The following is a 15,957-nucleotide window of genomic DNA, read 5'->3' on the forward strand; positions in this document are numbered from 1 at the left end:
ACTTGTAGCCGTCCTCGCGGATTAGTTTCACCGCTCGCGAAGACTCTCGGATTTGTATCTAAGCAGCGGCGACATCACATATTCGATGATCCGCCGCGTCCCCGTCTTTATCTCCACTGTCACCGCCATGCCGGGCGCGAGCGCGACCATCTTGTCCTCGACCTGCATCTGCTTCTCGTCCAACGACACCCGCGCCGAGTAGATGAACTCTTGCCCGGCCGGCTCGCTGGTCTCGGCGAGGGCGCCGGCGGGCTTACCGCCATTTTGCTTGTCAGCCGGCTTCTCGCGGACGATCGAGTCCTGCGAGACGCTCAGCACCTTGCCGTGGACGAGGCCGTAGCGGGTGAAGTTGAAGGTGTCGATCTTGATCTCGGCGGACTGGCCGACATTGACGAAGCCGATGTCGCGGTTGGAGATCATGACCTCAGTCTCGAGCTGGCTGTCGGCGGGCACGATGAGCATCAGTTGTTGCGCCGGTGTGACGGCGCCGCCGACGGTGTGCAGCGCGAGCTGCTGCACCGTGCCGTCGATCGGGGCGCGCAGCACCTGCTCGGCGATCTTGCGCTCGGCCTTGACGAGGTCCTGGGTCAGTTCGTCGGCCTTTTTCTCGGCGTCGGTGAGATCCGACAGCACCTGGCGCTCGAAGCCGGAGCGCGTCTGCGCGAGCTGCTGCTCCAGCGCCAGCCGCGCGGCCTCGATCTCGACCAGGCGCCGTGTCTGCACGATGCGCTCGCTCTGCTGGTCGATCAGCCGCGGCTGCGCATCGATGAAGGCGATCTGGTTGCCGTACTGGATCTCCTTGGCGTTGCGACGGATGTCGGCGGTCTCCTGCAGGAACGGCAAAGTAGCATCGATCTTGGCGATCGCGGCCTCGACCGACTGCGCCTCGGCGCGCTTCTGCGCGATCTGCTGCAGGTTGGAGGCGAGCTTCGACAGCTGCTCGGCAGCCTGGGCCTGCAAGGCGGCGCGGGTGCGCGCGATATCCGTGGGCGCTGCGCCCTCAGGCACGTTGAACGGCCGCAGCTCGGCGAGGTCAGCAAAGCTGTCGCGGAGCACGCCGAGCCGCGCTGCATCGAGCCTCGCCTGCATCAGACCTTGCGCCACGCGACGGCGCTCGGCGGCTGTCACGGTGCGGTCGAGTTCAACCAGCAGATCGCCGGCATGAACCTTGTCGCCATCCTGGACATGGATCGCGGCGACGACGCCCGCCTCCAGCGGCTGGATCGTCTTGGTGCGTCCGGTCGGCACGATCTTGCCCTGCGCCGAAGCAATGATGTCGACATGGCCCACGATCGACCAGCCGATTGCGATAATGAAGAACAGCATGATGGTGGCGGCGACAGCCCGGCCCCCGGGCGAGGCCGGCGTCTCCACGATCTCCAGTGCCGCGGGCAGAAACTCGCGCGCATCGTTGCGGCGACCCCGTCGCGCGTCGAGCGAGATCAGCGCGTTGTCCTGGCGCTTCGCCTCAGCCGACGACATGGAGCCCCGCCTGAATCTGGTGCAAGCTGGCATAGCGCCCGGCACGCTTGATCAGTTCTTCATGGGTGCCGTCCTCGACCAGGCGCCCATTCTCGATGGTGAGGATGCGGTCGGCATTGCGCACCGCCGACAGCCGGTGCGCAATGATGAACACGGTGCGCCCGGCGCAGATCTTGCGCATGTTGCGCTGGACGATGTTCTCGCTCTCATAGTCGAGCGCCGAGGTGGCCTCGTCGAAGATGAGGATGCGCGGATTGGTGACCAGCGCACGCGCAATCGCGATGCGCTGGCGCTGTCCGCCGGAGAGGCTCGCGCCGCGCTCGCCGACCATGGTGTCGTAGCCGTCTGGCAGGCCGAGAATGAACTCATGGGCGCCGGCGAGCTCGGCAGCCTGGATCACCCGCTCCATCGCCATGCCGGGATCGGCGAGCGCGATGTTGTCGCGGATCGAGCGGTTGAACAGCACGTTCTCCTGCAGCACCGCGCCGATCTGCCGCCGCAGCCAGGTGACGTCGGCCACCGTGAGATCGACGCCGTCGATCAGGATGCGCCCGCCCTCAGGGACATAGAGCCGCTGGATCAGCTTGGTCAGCGTCGACTTGCCGGAGCCGGAGGGGCCGACGATGCCGACCACTTGGCCGACCGGCACCTTCAGGCTGACATCGTGCAGTGCCAGCGGACCATCGACGCGGTAGCGGAAATCGACGTGATCGAACACGACCTCGCCGCGTACCGGCGGCAGCGCCGCACGACCAGGATTGAGGGCGGGCTCCGGCGTCGTGTTGAGAATGTCGCCGAGCCGGGCCACCGACAGCCGCGCCTGATGAAAATCCTGCCACAGCTGCGCCAGCCGCAGCACCGGCTGCGCCACGCGCCCGGCCAGCATGTTGAAGGCGATCAGTTCGCCGACGCTCAAGTCTCCCGCGATCACCAGATGCGCGCCGAAATACAAGGTCAGCGCGGTGACGATCTTGCTGATGAACTGCACCGACTGGCTGGCCCAATTGCCGAGCGACAGCACATCGAAGCTGGCGCCGACATAGCCGGCGAGCTGCTCCTCCCAGCGCCGCTGCATCTGCGGCTCGATCGCCATCGCCTTCAAGGTCTGGATCGCGGTCACGGTCTCGACCAGGAACGCCTGGTTCTCGGCGCCGCGATCGAACTTGACATCGAGCCGCTTCTTGAAGATCGGCGTCACACCGGCCGACAGCGCGATATAGAACGGGAACGAGCCGACCACGATCCAGGAGAGGAACGGCGAGTAGTAGAACATCACGCCCAGAAACACGAAGGTGAAGGCGAGGTCGATGACCAGGGTCAGCGCCGAGCTGGTGATGAAGTTCCTGATGTTCTCCAGCTCGCGCACCCGCGCCACCGAATCACCGGCCCGCCGCGCCTCGAAATAGGCGATCGGCAGCGCCACCAGATGGCGGAACAGCCGCGCGCCGAGCTCAACATCGATACGGTTGGTGGTGTGCGAGAAGACGTAGGTTCGAAGCCCGCCCAGCACCGTCTCGAAGATGGTCACGGTGACGAGTCCGAACACCAGTACGTCGAGCGTGGTGTAGCCGCGATGGGTCAGCACCTTGTCGGTGACGACCTGGAAGAACAGCGGCGTCACCAGGCCGAACAGCTGCAGGAAGAACGAGGCTAGCAGCACCTCGCCGAGCAGCCGGCGATATTTGTGCATCGCCTGCAGGAACCAGGTGATGTCGAAGCGCCGCGCGAGATCGGTGAGCGAGGCGCGGCGCGCCATCAGCACCACCATGCCGGTCCAATTGGATTCGAACTCGGCGCGCTTGAGGCTTTGCGGCCGGTGGACGAGCGGATCCTGGATCAGCGCAGCTTCGAACGTGACCTGTCCTAATATGACGAATGAGCCATCCAACCGCGCCACGATCGCCGGCAGCGGTAGCTTGGCGAGCCCATCCCACGTCTGCTGGACCGCCCGCGCTTTCAGCTTCAGCTGCTTGGCGCAGCGAAGCATCTCGGTCACGCCGACCGGCTCTCCCGCCAGCTGATGTGCAATCTGCGCCGGATCGATAGCGACCTGATGAAACCGCAGCAGCAATGTCAGGCAGTCGAGCCCCGTATCCCTCTGCCCCGCGTCCATTGCCCCAAACTACCGATAGTTGTGCGAGGATATGGTGCACAGGAGGCTATTGGCTGGCAAGATCGAGCTGGGTTGTGCGTCCGTAATTTTACCGATGTTTCAAATCAGCAACAAACCAACTGCCTACTGATTGCAAAGATCACTCAAAGTGACCCATGGCTAGCACCCACTCTCCCGACTGTGATGCAGACTAATTCTCGCAGTTTCCGTCGGTTGTCTGCTCTCGTCGTCAAAATTCAGATGACAGTTGTGAATGTGCCGCTCGGCTTGGAATTCGATCAGGGCCATCGTGCGGTGCCGGCCGCACAGATGTAGGAAACGAGCGTGCTAGCCCGTCCGCACTAGCACAGATCTAACATTGACCGTGCATCCATTGACGAGCCCGCGCCGATCCCGCCCCTATCGGCTATAGATCGGTGAGCAATGCGGCCTAACAGTGCAACACTTGAGACGATCGATAGACAGCTGCGATGCGGCCGGATCTCGCACCCGTAAGTGGTCGAGAGAGAGTTGTCATCCGTCCTTCTCGTGGCGAAAAATGACCCACGGGCCGCGCCATTTCATCGCTCGGGATCATCGGAGGATAACGTCCTCCGGGCGATCACCTCGTGAAGAGCCGCTCTGACCTGCTCGACCACTTCGGCCCAGTCGCGTCTCTCGCGCTGCCGGAAAAGTCGCATCGTCGGGTACCAAACGCTGTCGTCACGGTCGAGCAACCAGCGATAATCCGGCGTGTACGACAGAAGCGTCCAGGTAGGACGACCAAGCGCGCCGGCGAGATGGGCGACACTGGTATCGACCGTGACGACGAGATCCAGGCATGAGATCAGCGCGGCCGTGTCCGCGAAATCGGTGAGTTGTCTCGTCAGGTCCAAGATCTGGCTCGCCTCCTGCAGCGCAGCCTTGTCTTCGGCCTTGGGCTCCTTCTGCAGACTGACGAACGCCGCTTCTTCGCCGAGCAGCTGGGAGAACGTGCGCAACGGAATGGAGCGATTGTGGTCGTCCAGATGATTTGGGTTGCCTGACCAGACCAAGCCGACACGCAGTTTTTCATGCGCACCGAGACGCTCCTCCCAGAATTGGATCCGTTCCGGATTAGGCGCCGGCAAATAAGAGACGGGTGCAGGAATCGTCCCCAACACCGTTCGAAACGCGAACGGAAGGCTCATGATCGGGCAATGGAAATCAACAGCGGCTAGGTCGGTGGCCTCCGAAATCCGAATACACTGCGAAATTCCGGGCGTATTTGATAATAGGGAAAGCAACGACTTTTGGACGGCAAGAATGACGCGGGCGCCCAGCGCTGCGACCATCGGCACGTAGCGGGCAAACTGGATCGTATCGCCCAGCCCTTCGTCGGCTGCGATGATAATGGTCTTTCCCGCGATGTCGTCCTCGCCCTGCCACATCGGTTGCTGAAACCGGGGATAGGAACTCGGTAAATTCCAACGAGCCTCTCGCCCCGACCAGCCCGCGTCGAAATTCCCCAACAGGAGATTCAAATGAGCTGCTCCCAGATCAGCCAAAGCGTCGCTCGGATGGACGTCCTTCAACCGCCTGTAGATCTCGAACGCTTCGTCGAATCGACGAAGCTTCGTCAGGACAGCCGCCTTGTCGTGCAGCGCATCTCTGGAGCCAGGTTGCAGAGCCAAAGCTAGCTCGAACCATTCCAACGCCTCTTCGTCTCTGCGCATCGTGCGCAAGACAATGCCTGTCTTGACGCAAATATCGGAATTGCCCGGCTCTATGTCGTGGGCTCGCCGGCAGATCGAAAGAGCCTCGTCGAAGCGCTTCAGGGCATTCAGAAGCGCACCACGCATCATGAGAGTCGGCACATGGTTGGGCCGTAAAGCGTCGCTCAGGTCGAGATATGCGAGCGCTTCCTCGATCCGTCCCAACCGTTGAAGCGTAATGCCGCACTGGTTTGCGGCATCCCAATTCTGGGGGTTCAGTTCCAGCACGCGTTGGAAGCTCGATACAGCGTCGGCGAGCTGCTGCAGTTGAACAAGAGCGTTCCCCCTCAGCATCCACAAATCCGCGCTTTCGAGACCGAGCGCTCTCGCCTTATCGAATACCTTGATCACCTCATCTGAGCGTCCCTGAACCTGCAGCACGGTGCCAAGACTCAAGAAGTATTGCGGCTGACCATCCTGCTGGATCGCGCGGGACACCCATTGTAGAGCAGCATCGTATTGCCGTGCCTCCAGCGCGAGAATGCCCAGCAAGTTGAGTGTCGGCGCGTGCCCTCCATCGATCGCGAGCGCCAGGTGGCAACACCCCTCGGCATCTGCGTGGCGGCCACTCGCGATCTCACGCAAAGCTGATTCATACAAAATCGCAGCACCATCGGGCTGAATAGGTTTGGGCTGCGCCTTCGTATGCGAAGCCCGACGCTCTCGACGGTTCATTGTTGCAAGTTGCTCCAGCTGCAATTTCAGAATAGGTGATTCTCACTCTGGTTGAAAAGTCAAAATTCTATCTCGGAGTGCGCGCCAACACGCAATGGTTGTAATTCTAACGTCGAATGTCGTGATAAGCTAGACCATTAATTGAAATGAGTAACGGAGGAGATATCCCGTCAGCGGTGCGACGTATCCGATGCTCTGTATTCAAGCCGATCCTTCGGCCAGGATGGCATGTAGACGCCGAGCGGGTTCCTGCGCAGCCGTCCGCATTGTCGGGCATCGTGAACAAAATGCTGAGGATCGCAGTCCAGCGTTCAGTCACACTCAGCGAGCCCTTCTCTTAGCGCCGCTCGATCCGAGACCTGAGTCCTGCCGAGCCGCGTGAAGAGATCGTTCCACCGGGCGGAATCATTGAGCGCGGCAGCCCCAAGTTCAGTCGTGAAGTCACACGCGCGCAGCCAGTTCTGACGAAGCACGATGCCGTCGGCCGGCAGGCCTCTTAGGTCTTCGATGAAGCGTGCAAGATGGAAGGCAATTTGCGGGTCCGTCGGCGTGTGATCGGCAATGGCCGGTGCCACGCGCAGGACCTCGCCGAGCTTGCGACCCGCACCTCGACCACCCAAGGGTACCGCGCATCGATTGCCAGATCAGCGCAGGAACAAAGATGGCAGCGAGCCCGAGAGGCCCGTGACTGACTTGCCGAGGCGGTGCGATCTCGCGCGACCACGTCACGAGAAGAAGGAAGCCGAGGCCGCTATCCATCAGGCAAGCCGACCTGAGGCAAGCATGAGCCGCTGGCAGTAGGTCCCCTGCGACCGGCGCACCCGCCGCAAAGGGTAGATGTGGGAGATTGAGCTCGGCCGACAACCTTGGCGTCGACGGCCCGGAGCTCCCGCCGTCGCAGCGTCTTCAGGAGATCCCGCTGAACGACGATCCGCTGAACGTGCCGTCTCGGCTCCGAAGCCGCCGTGGGCGAGCGGCATGGGCTCCTCTCGACTAGCCGATGATCGAGCCAGGTCGCGCCCTCCCCCTTCGCTTGTCTGCAAGGCTGAGGTCGGAGCCGTTGCCAGCACCAAGGTGGGCCACGCCTCGTCCACCCGCCGAAGCGGCGGACGTCGACGATGCCACCGGCCGGCGACGCCTGCGCGAAGGCTTCGACCCCGCGAAAGGGGACATGGTGCGCCCGGCCATCGACGCCGTCGATTACTGCGTCGGCCTCGTCCGTCAGTTCGTCATGCAGCCCACGGTCGACGAACCGGCCGAGGATCGGCGAGGTAGCCTCAAAACCCTCAATGGAGTAATCCGAGACGGCCCACTCCTCCCTTCGGACGGTGAACGCCCAATAATGTTGGCGCGTGCGCCGGGCTCCCGCATCTTCCGCTCGGCCACGAGCTCGACCATCCATTCGTTCGGGCCGGCTGCGGTCGCGAGCCCAGGCGCTCCAAATACTGCAGACGCCCGCGCATCAGGCCAACGACTTCGGTATCCGCCGCCGCGCCACGTCTCGATAGAGATCGATGGCACCGATCTCGTTAGCGGCCATCCGGATCTCGCGGTCGAGCCGCGTCCAGCGATCGGCCGTGATCTCCTTCTCGAGCGAGCTGCGGATCTCGTGCTCAGACTTCGGACCGAGCTTGAGCGCAACCAGCTCCTCGGCGCGAGAACGCAGGCCGCGGCTGATGGAGTTCCGGGAGATGACGAGACTCGCGCCCGTCTCGTCGACGCCGCGGACCAGCACATGCACGTGCAGGTATCCTTCTTCCAGTGGTCGACCGCGATCCACTCCAGACGCGTCGAGAGATCGGCTTCCATCTCCCGGACCAGATCGCAGGTGAACGCTTTGAGATTCACAATGTCAGCGGCGCCCTCGGGCGAGACGATGAAACGAAAATGACGCCGGTCACCCCTACCCCGCGCCTCGAACCCAACCTCATCCGCATGATCGCCTGCCGCATCAAACATCCGCGCCGGCTCGCCATCGCGGGCGACCCCGTCCCGCTTGAGGTAGGCGAGATGCGTCGCCAAGGCGCCGAGCGAAACGCCCGCCCTTACGCTTGCAATCGCGCGTTGACCGTGACGCGGCGCACGGAGGCGAACAGACGCTCACCGCTGAAGCTGGGCCGGCTTCGGCCGGAGGCTGAACGAGCGCGCACCGCATGGCGTCCATTGATCACCGACAACGGTACGACATGACCCGCTGCATTCGCAGCGCGCGGTTGATGAAGCTCTCGGCCTTCGTGCCACGTGCCTGACGAACGCGGCCCGGGCGGATATGGAACTCGCGCTCACTGGTGCTCATACATGGCGCCCCACGACGGGGTTAACAGCTAGAGTGCCGAAAACAACATTGATTTCGCTATTGAAAACACCGAGCGCGGCACGCGCTCCGACCGACCGGCACGGCTGAACGCGAGCCATGTCAATGGCTTGGCATTCAACCGGCGAGCCGCTTTTATCTTGCCGCTTTAATCGGCCGGGTGTTTTGCCTCTCTGCCACGATCGTCTTCGTCGCTTTCGCCATCGGTGCTCTCCATCTTCATCGTCAAAAACACGTCTGCAGCGCAGCCTGATCTGCAGCTCGTTGACAGCGAGGAGTCCCAGTGCGCCGTGCAGCTTTCCGCGCTCAGAGACGGCGTGGCGCTCCTGCACGATGGCAGCAGCATAGCCGTCGCGGCGCAATTTTCCATCGGTCTGACGGAGCCACGTCACAGGCAATTTTGCGCGATCGCGCCGTCCCTTCGGACACCGCCTCGCAGGCAAGATAGCGTGCGTTCCGTCGTCTTGGATCTGCACCGGTCCTCATCCGCTGACAGCGGAGCTCCATCACTTCGCGCGTCGTCCGCGACGCCTGTTCGTTGCTGCCGGGCTGTTGCTACCATTCACGCCAGCGCTCCCAGCAGCCTGCGATCCTTGCGCTTGGCATGCGCGGCCGCGTCGGCGGTGCTGACGGCCTGATCGCCGCAATACGCCGTGCCGTCGCACCACATCGCGTGCATGATCACCGCCAGTTTGCGCGCCACCGCGACCACCGCCTTGCGGCATCCAGAGCGCTTGGCAACCGCCAGTCCCCAGGTCTTGACCTTGTCACGACGCTTGAAGCGCGTCAGCAGCGCGCTCGCCGCCTCGTAGAGCGCGCGCCGCACATCGGCGTCGCCCGCCTTGCTGATCGGCCCCTGCACATCGATCGAGGTGCCCGACTGCCAGCGCCGCGACGTCAGGCCAAAATACGCCGCGACATCGCGTGAAAGCCGAAAGCGCGACGGATCGTCGATCGCCGTCATGAAGCTCAGCGCGGCGATCGGCCCGACGCCTGGAATCTGCATGAAGGGCCGGCACAGCTCGTGTCCGGCGACCAGCTTGACGACCAGGCCATGCAGCCGACAGTACTCCTTCCACAGCGCCGCACGGGCATAGAGCATGGCATCGATCAGCTCGCTGATCAGCGCGTCGCCGGCCACCGCGTCGCGCACGGCCTGCGCAAAGGCGCCGCGGCCGACGCGGTTGAGCCGGATGCCGAACGCCTTCAAGGAGTGCCGGATCGCGTTCTTGAGATCGAGGAATTTGCGCTTGAGATTGCGTCGATGCGTCAGCAGCAGGCGCAGCCGGTAGCACGGCGCGGTCTTGATGTGCGCGCGCCGGAACCAGCCGGTGCGCATGATGTGCGCGATCCCGAGCGCGTCCGCACGGTCGGTCTTGTTGCGCTGGCATGCAGCGCGGCGCGCACGTGCTGGGTCTCCAGACAGATCGCCGGCAGGCCGCGACGGAGCAATTCGCCATGCAGCCACGGCGACAGCGCGCCGGCCTCGTGGCCGACCCGCCGCAGCCGGTCGAGATAGGGCGACAGTGCGCCCTTGATGGCGTCCCGGTCGGTCATCGCCGCGACCTCCAGCAGCACGCCGCCCTTGTCGTCGACCACGCAATCGCGGTCTGATCCATGCCGACATCCAGTCCGCAGAAGAACTCCATGGCGCGCCTCCTGTGTTGGTGAGAGCGCTCATTCTGCATGGCCGCCGCTGTCGCGTTAGCAGCTGGACGGTCAGGCCGATTACGGACGGCACTGGCCCTGGAACGTCGCCTGGTAACCGTCCGGTCTCTGCACACCTTCCCCTCGTGTGTTGTCGTTCCATTTCGGACTCTCTGCTGCTTTGGAGAATCTAAACATTTCGAGAACAAAGCGCGCCGCGAATGGTGGTCGCTCCACATCGAAACGTGGCGTCGGAGCGGTCTCGGGATCCGCAGATACTGCCAGCAACAACGTCTGACCGAGAACACGCTACGGCGTTGGCTGAAGCGGCTGGCCGGCAACGAGACTGCGCTTAAGCTTGAGAATTATAGACGGAATTGCGCCGCGAGCGCGCCCGGGAAGAGCGAGAAAAGGCGCTCCGAAAGCAGAAGCAGCGCAGGTTCACGGTCACCTCGGATGTGCGCAACCGGGCGTCTCAGGCATTCTGGGCGATGCATGTCGAGGCACTAAACTGGAGTGGAATGGAGCTCCGCGCCTACTCCGCGGCGATGCAGCTGTCGCCGCATTCGCTGCGCAAATGGCGCGACCGACTGGCCGCCGGCGAGGTGACGATCGACTGGCGCGACCATCTTCATCCCTCCGCCCGTCCCGCCGTTAGCACTGGTGCCAGGAACTCACAGCCCGAAAGCCGCTTGACGGCCGCCGAGATCGGCGATCCGGCCGCGCCCAAAATGCCTACCCGGCGCTTCTTCAGCGACTAGGAGAAGCTCGCAATTGCCAGGGAGACCGAGCTGCCGGGCGCCAAGGTCTCGGCCGTCGCCCGCAAGAATGGGATCGTCACCGGGCTGCTGTTCCGCTGGCGCGCGCAGTTCGGCATCGCGCAAAAGAAGCGCTCCAAGCTCGCCCGTGTTGTGCTGCCCGACGACATGCCCGCCGCACGCGCCCTGCGCGATCTCGTGCGTCCACCGGAGGACATGATGGCCATCGACCTCCATGATGGACGGCGTGTCTTCGCTCCCGGTGGCAGCGATCCGGATGAGGTGCGGGCGCAGATCGAAAGCGGAGATGCAGACGTGAAGGTGCACCTGGCACTCGGCTAAACCGACATGCGCAAGGGCACGGACGGCCTTGCGATGCGGTCCAGGAAACGCTGAAGGAGGATCCGTTCTCCGGTTATCTGTTTCCCTTCCGCGGCAAGAAGGCATCGATCTTGAAGGTCGTGTTCTGGGACGGAAACGGGCTTTGTCTGTTCAACGCATCGACCAGGGCGGCTTCGTGTGGCCGCGGTTATGGCGGCTATGATGGCTCGATCACTCTCACGCCGGCGCAGCTCGCGATGCTGATCGAAGGCATCGACAGGCGCGCGCCAGAACGCGTATGGAAGACTGCGATTGCGGGATGATCCGCAAACACTGGTGCTGAACTGAGTTGCGATTCTTCTACGAATCAGCGTGTTCGAGCACCATTGGACATGCAGCTCGATCTCACCGATCCTGAGCTTCTGCAGCGCCTGGTGCGCGACATTGCTGCTGCGATCGACCATCGCGACACCGAGATCGAGCGTCTCAAGTCCATCATCAAAAAGCTGCAGCGAATGCAGTTCGGCCGCAGCTCCGAGCGCATCGATCCCGACCAGCTTGCATTCGGTCTGCAGGATCTCGACGGCGACATTGGCCGCGCCGAAGAAGCGCAACCGAAGGTCACACCGGATGCCGAATCTCCGCCGCGACGTCGTGCGCTGCCCGATCGTCTGCCACGAAGACGTTCTGCTCGACGTTCAGGACCGGGTCTGCAGCTGCTGTGGCGGTGCTCTTCATCTGATCGGCGAGAGCATCAGCGAGACGCTGGATTGGGTGCTGCCCAGCTTCGCGTTGTGTGTACGACCCGTCCTAAATTACGCCTGCCGAGCCTGCAACACCGTGGTGCAAGCCGGCGCGCCGGAACGATCGATCGCCGGTGGCCTGGCGACGCCGCCGCTGCTCGTGACACGCCGATCCCGATGCTCGCTAGCGGCCGCGGACGAACCAAGACGGGACGGCTCTGGGTGTACGCGTGCGAGCAACGGCCCTGGAGCGGCGCCGACCCTCCGGCGGCAATCTACCTGCTCGCTCAGGATCGCAAGGCGGAGCGACCTGTCGCACATCTTGCCGCCTTCAAAGGGATCCTGCATATCGACGGATACGCCGGCTTCGAACAGCTGGCCGACAAGGAGGGCATCACGCTCGCAGCGTGTTGGAGCCACTCGCGACGCAAGTTCTACGATGTGGCCGAAGCCACCGCGTGTCCCGTCGCAACAGAAGCCCTGCGCCGGATCGGCCAACTCTATGCGATCGAGGCGCGTATCCGCGGCCAATCGCAGGGCGTTCGCCAAGCCAATTGTCGACGCGCTGAACGCCTGGCTCGATGCGCAGCTCCACCTGGTCTCCGGACGCAGCATGCTCGCCGAAGCGATCCGCTATGCGCTCTCGTGCTGGCACGACCTAACGCGCTTCCTGAACGATGGCCGCGTCGAACTCCACACCAATTCGGTCGAACGCGCGATCCGCCCTATCACCCTCGCCCGCAAGAACCACCTGTTCGCCAGGAGCGACGGCGGCGGCCATCGATGGGCAGTGATCAGCTCTCTGATCACCACATGCAAGCTGAACGACATCGAGCCCTATGCTTACCTCCGGATGTCCTGCAGCAGTTGGTCGACAGACATCCCGTCAATCGCCTCGAGGAATTTCTGCCGTGGAGCTGGACGCTGAATTATCATGTCAAGACCTGATGGATGTGCAGCGACCGGACGCTCAAAGATCAGCCGGCAGCACAGTAAGAACACAGCTGCGACCGCGGCTGCTCTACCATAGTCGCTCACTACACGTGAATGTTGCCGCGCCCAGCGACAGCTCACTCGCAATCTGGCTGGGCAGAATTTCGGGTCAACTGAAGTGACTTCAATTAGTCGCCGGGTCATCCCGCCGCCGACCTTCTGGAGATTAGTTGACTGATAAGCTAAGATATCTAATCAGAACTCCGGCCGTTGTCCTGCATTAGTTCATCCGCCGTAGTCTTTTCCCACCTGAGTACATTTCCAAACCAAGCTGCCTCAGTTCTATTTTTTGCGTGCAGCTTTCTGAGCACGTTTTTAACGTGCAACTTGACGGTACGTTCTGCCATAACCAAGGCGCTTGCAATCGCTTTGTTGCTTCGACCGCTCGCCAACTCCATGAGAACCTCCTTTTCGCGCTGGGTAAGAAGCTCACCCTGAGGCACCGAATGCCGCTGGCCAGCGCTTCCATGCACGACGGACTCGATCGCGCGCTCAAGCTTGCTCTCCATTCTCTCGTCAGAAGAAAAAATGTGGATATAGGGGCGCGCCCAACGGCGGAAGGTTACTATCGCTTCAATCGATCCCACTGCATCTGAAAGCGTGATAACTGGAGAAGGAAAATTAGCTTCGCGGAGCTGTCGAACAATTTGGCTCCCGGGTTCGCCCGAATGATGGGACGCGATAACGATACAGGCAGGGGCTTTGCGCCTGAACGCGTCCAGTAGTTCCGCTTCTTCCCTGAAGCTGCGCACATCATACCCCAGACTGAAAAGGAATCCCGAAAGGCTATCTCGCGCGCTCTTCTCCATCGCCAGAAGAAAGATCACGCGCGACGCGCTACCAACCGATTCACGCTCAGCACTGTGGAAGAGGCTATCTTCCTCATCACTTATTCCCGCAATGTCGACAGCAATTCTGCTAACGGGTCGACGCTCGATAGCAGAAAGTGTTCGAAGGGCATCCGCGATGCGGTCTGCTTGATCCCCGAAGCCGCCGTCGATCGGGATCGGAAATCGAATTGATCTTGCAGCACCACTCACTTGCCTCGATGCAATTACCACCCCCTCAATTTTTGAGTTGTCAACGCTCCAACCTGTTCTGCGCAAATACTGAACAACTCTTCTCGCATCCAGATCAGATGCCAAGCTCGCCGCCTGGTCGACCTCTATCACGAGACATACCTCGCTTCCGCAGCCGTGATCATCCTCTCAATTGCCTCCCTATTCAGGCGCTGATCAATAGGAATTCTGATCCGCGCCGAAGATCTATTCTCCGGCTTCGCCGTGTCGGTCGACCACCAATAAGCTCTCGCTCCTAGCGTGAGATCTTGATCCGATATTCGACACCATCCTTCTTGCGCCGTTTCGAAGCAAACCAAGACGAGATAATATGGAGCTGATCGAGGCTTCCGTCGCGCGATCTTATCGTAGTTGCTTACTTTGAGGTCGAATATCACCGCATCATTCTGGAATTTGGCGGTCGTAGTCGCCTTGATCTGAAGATCGACTGGAAAGCCGGTCTCGAAATACCCAGAGTCGGACTTCTCAACCCCTCTCAACGTAACATCGATACCGTAATCCTTTCGCTGCACAGAGATGGTGCAGCCCGCAACCGCAGCCGTTGCCTGAATAAAGCTGGCCGCCAATTCATCAATCAAATGAGATGCAGGCAAATTCATAGTCAAACTCTCAAGTGTCAGATACATCAAACAAGTCTAATTTTATCGCGTGAAATGAGCGACTTCAAGGCGTTGGCCGCACCAATTGTCTGAAATATTGATTTTCTGCTAGCAAGTAAGAGCCGCGAACAAGCTCACCTTGCATGCTCTCCGAGGCTTCGTACGGGAGACTAATCCATCGCGACAGAACAGCTAAGTATAGTTCGTACTGATGCCCTGCCCCTAAGCATTTCCTCCAGAACGATTTAGAGTCCGGCCTGACGTGTAGTGAGGCCGAAGTTTGGACCACCCAGAACTAGAGTTTTGCGCTTCTTGCAGTGAGACCGAACTTTGGACCACCCAGAACTAGAGTTTTGCGCCCCAGATCACGGTGGCGGGCTGGTTGCGCCATCGTGGTTTTGCAGCAAAATCGGCGGTTTGTTGCCGATCGCGCCGTGCGGCCGTTCTTCGTTGTAGTACCTGCGCCAAGTCTCCACTTTTTCCTCGGCATCCGCAAGCGTCAGGAACCAATGGGCATTGAGACATTCCTCCCGGAAGCGTCCGTTGAACGCCTCGATGAAAGCATTGTCCGTCGGCTTGCCGGGCCTGGAGAAGTCCAGCGTGACGCCGCGCTGATAGGCCCAGACGTCGAGATCACGCGACACGAACTCGGTGCCTTGATCGACGCGGATCGTCGCCGGGAATCCCACTTCATTGCAGACTCCTTCCAGTATCTCCACGACATCGGTGCCGCGGAAAGTGAACCGCGGTGTCAGCGCTGGCGAGAATCGGGAGAAGATGTCGACGATCGTGAGCACCCGAAGCTTACGTCCGGTTGCCAACTGATCGTGGACGAAGTCCATCGCCCAGGTCTCGTTCGATCGCGTCGCCGGCCTGCGATCGTCCCGCAGCTTGGCCTTGACCCGGCGCTTCGGCGACTTGTTGCGTAATTGCAGGCCCAATTCGCGATAGACCCGCCGCGTCTTGTTCTGCCCGTGGCGCCATCCTTCGCGACGAAGCACGACGTGAATGCGGCGATAACCGTAGCGGACGCGAACCTGACAGATCTCCCTGATCCGTTGTTCGAGGGCGGCCTGGTCGGAGCGACGGGATCTGTAGTGGTAGGTCGACCTGTCGAATTCGAGGGCGTCGCAGGCCCTGCGGATCGATACCTGCCACTCGCCACAGACCTCGTCGACGAGCTTGCGCTTCCGACCAGGCTTTACAGCTTTCGGCGGATCACGTCCTGCAGCATCTCCTTGTCGAGCGACAGATCAGCGACCAGCTTCCTCAGCTTGCCGTTCTCGTCCTCGAGCTGCTTCAGCCGCCGCATCTCGGTCGGCAGCAGCCCGTCATACTTCTTCTTCCAATTGAAATAGGTCGCCTGGCTGATCCCGGCCTTGCGGCAGATCTCGGCGACCGGCACGCCGTCATTGCCCTGCTTCAGAATGAACGCCTTCTGGGCGTCCGAAAACTTCGAGGCTTTCATCGTCTTCCGCTCCTCCCAGCCGAGGGGATTCG

The 15,957-nt window shown here is 61.7% G+C and carries 13 protein-coding genes and 4 pseudogenes; 7 read left to right on the plus strand and 10 right to left on the minus strand.

Annotated elements, in window-relative coordinates; genetic code table 11:
• Window positions 1-27 precede the first annotated feature (27 nt).
• The 6 genes from S58_RS29455 to S58_RS39195 all read right to left on the minus strand — a co-directional run bounded on the left by S58_RS29455 (window position 28) and on the right by S58_RS39195 (window position 7,744).
• Window positions 28-1,482 (minus strand): HlyD family type I secretion periplasmic adaptor subunit, encoded by a 1,455-nt coding sequence (locus S58_RS29455; protein ID WP_015669073.1) that lies wholly within the window; start codon window positions 1,480-1,482, stop codon window positions 28-30.
• Window positions 1,469-3,595, minus strand: coding sequence for a type I secretion system permease/ATPase (locus tag S58_RS29460; protein WP_015669074.1), 2,127 nt, complete (start codon window positions 3,593-3,595; stop codon window positions 1,469-1,471). Before S58_RS29460 ends, S58_RS29455 begins: the two co-directional genes overlap by 14 nt.
• Before the next feature lie 560 nt (window positions 3,596-4,155).
• Window positions 4,156-6,003 (minus strand): tetratricopeptide repeat protein, encoded by a 1,848-nt coding sequence (locus tag S58_RS29465; protein WP_042340293.1) that lies wholly within the window; start codon window positions 6,001-6,003, stop codon window positions 4,156-4,158.
• A gap of 311 nt (window positions 6,004-6,314) precedes the next feature.
• Window positions 6,315-6,578 carry a VirB8/TrbF family protein gene (locus tag S58_RS39490; RefSeq protein ID WP_377812015.1) on the minus strand — a complete coding sequence of 88 codons (264 nt, stop codon included), beginning with the start codon at window positions 6,576-6,578 and terminating at the stop codon, window positions 6,315-6,317.
• 176 nt (window positions 6,579-6,754) lie between these two features.
• On the minus strand, window positions 6,755-7,405 hold the full coding sequence (locus S58_RS39190; RefSeq protein WP_244440660.1) for a DUF3363 domain-containing protein: 651 nt from the start codon (window positions 7,403-7,405) through the stop codon (window positions 6,755-6,757).
• A gap of 60 nt (window positions 7,406-7,465) precedes the next feature.
• Entirely contained in the window at window positions 7,466-7,744 is a 279-nt protein-coding gene (locus S58_RS39195; RefSeq protein ID WP_015669077.1) for a hypothetical protein, read from the minus strand.
• A gap of 20 nt (window positions 7,745-7,764) precedes the next feature.
• Here S58_RS39195 and S58_RS39200 point away from each other — a divergent pair, with 20 nt between their 5' ends.
• Complete coding sequence (locus S58_RS39200; RefSeq protein ID WP_244440661.1) at window positions 7,765-8,193, plus strand: hypothetical protein; 429 nt, start codon at window positions 7,765-7,767, stop codon at window positions 8,191-8,193.
• Between the two features lie 686 nt (window positions 8,194-8,879).
• Here the strand turns inward: S58_RS39200 and S58_RS29480 are convergent.
• Window positions 8,880-9,966: pseudogene (locus S58_RS29480) on the minus strand (IS110 family RNA-guided transposase).
• A 37-nt stretch (window positions 9,967-10,003) separates the two neighbouring features.
• Here S58_RS29480 and S58_RS39495 point away from each other — a divergent pair.
• The 6 genes and pseudogenes from S58_RS39495 to tnpC form a co-directional block, all read left to right on the plus strand.
• Window positions 10,004-10,255: pseudogene (locus tag S58_RS39495) on the plus strand (hypothetical protein); the annotation flags it as partial.
• An 86-nt stretch (window positions 10,256-10,341) separates the two neighbouring features.
• Entirely contained in the window at window positions 10,342-10,725 is a 384-nt protein-coding gene (gene tnpA, locus S58_RS39205) for an IS66 family insertion sequence element accessory protein TnpA (protein ID WP_015669081.1), read from the plus strand.
• A gap of 216 nt (window positions 10,726-10,941) precedes the next feature.
• A complete protein-coding gene (locus tag S58_RS39390; RefSeq protein ID WP_277996597.1) occupies window positions 10,942-11,064 on the plus strand; it encodes a hypothetical protein in 123 nt (40 codons plus the stop codon).
• A gap of 77 nt (window positions 11,065-11,141) precedes the next feature.
• Window positions 11,142-11,366: a transposase gene (tnpB, locus tag S58_RS36960; protein WP_244440832.1), complete on the plus strand. Its 225-nt coding sequence runs from the start codon at window positions 11,142-11,144 to the stop codon at window positions 11,364-11,366.
• Window positions 11,367-11,558: 192 nt separating this feature from the next.
• Window positions 11,559-11,669: pseudogene (locus S58_RS39500) on the plus strand (transposase domain-containing protein); the annotation flags it as partial.
• Between the two features lie 82 nt (window positions 11,670-11,751).
• Window positions 11,752-12,734 (plus strand): annotated as a pseudogene (tnpC, locus tag S58_RS29495) (IS66 family transposase); the annotation flags it as partial.
• 236 nt (window positions 12,735-12,970) lie between these two features.
• Here tnpC and S58_RS37880 read toward each other — a convergent pair.
• From S58_RS37880 to S58_RS29510, 3 genes are all read right to left on the minus strand, one after another.
• Window positions 12,971-13,951 (minus strand): response regulator transcription factor, encoded by a 981-nt coding sequence (locus tag S58_RS37880; RefSeq protein ID WP_015669085.1) that lies wholly within the window; start codon window positions 13,949-13,951, stop codon window positions 12,971-12,973.
• Window positions 13,948-14,484: a DUF4365 domain-containing protein gene (locus S58_RS35880; RefSeq protein ID WP_052351229.1), complete on the minus strand. Its 537-nt coding sequence runs from the start codon at window positions 14,482-14,484 to the stop codon at window positions 13,948-13,950. Before S58_RS35880 ends, S58_RS37880 begins: the two co-directional genes overlap by 4 nt.
• 338 nt (window positions 14,485-14,822) lie before the next feature.
• Window positions 14,823-15,925 (minus strand): IS3 family transposase gene (locus S58_RS29510; protein WP_144058416.1). Its coding sequence is split into 2 segments (ribosomal slippage): window positions 14,823-15,664 and window positions 15,664-15,925, totalling 1,104 coding nucleotides; the frame shifts between segments, so codons are not numbered across the junction.
• Between the last annotated feature and the right edge of the window lie 32 nt (window positions 15,926-15,957).

Source organism: Bradyrhizobium oligotrophicum S58 (assembly GCF_000344805.1).
GTDB lineage: Bacteria > Pseudomonadota > Alphaproteobacteria > Rhizobiales > Xanthobacteraceae > Bradyrhizobium > Bradyrhizobium oligotrophicum.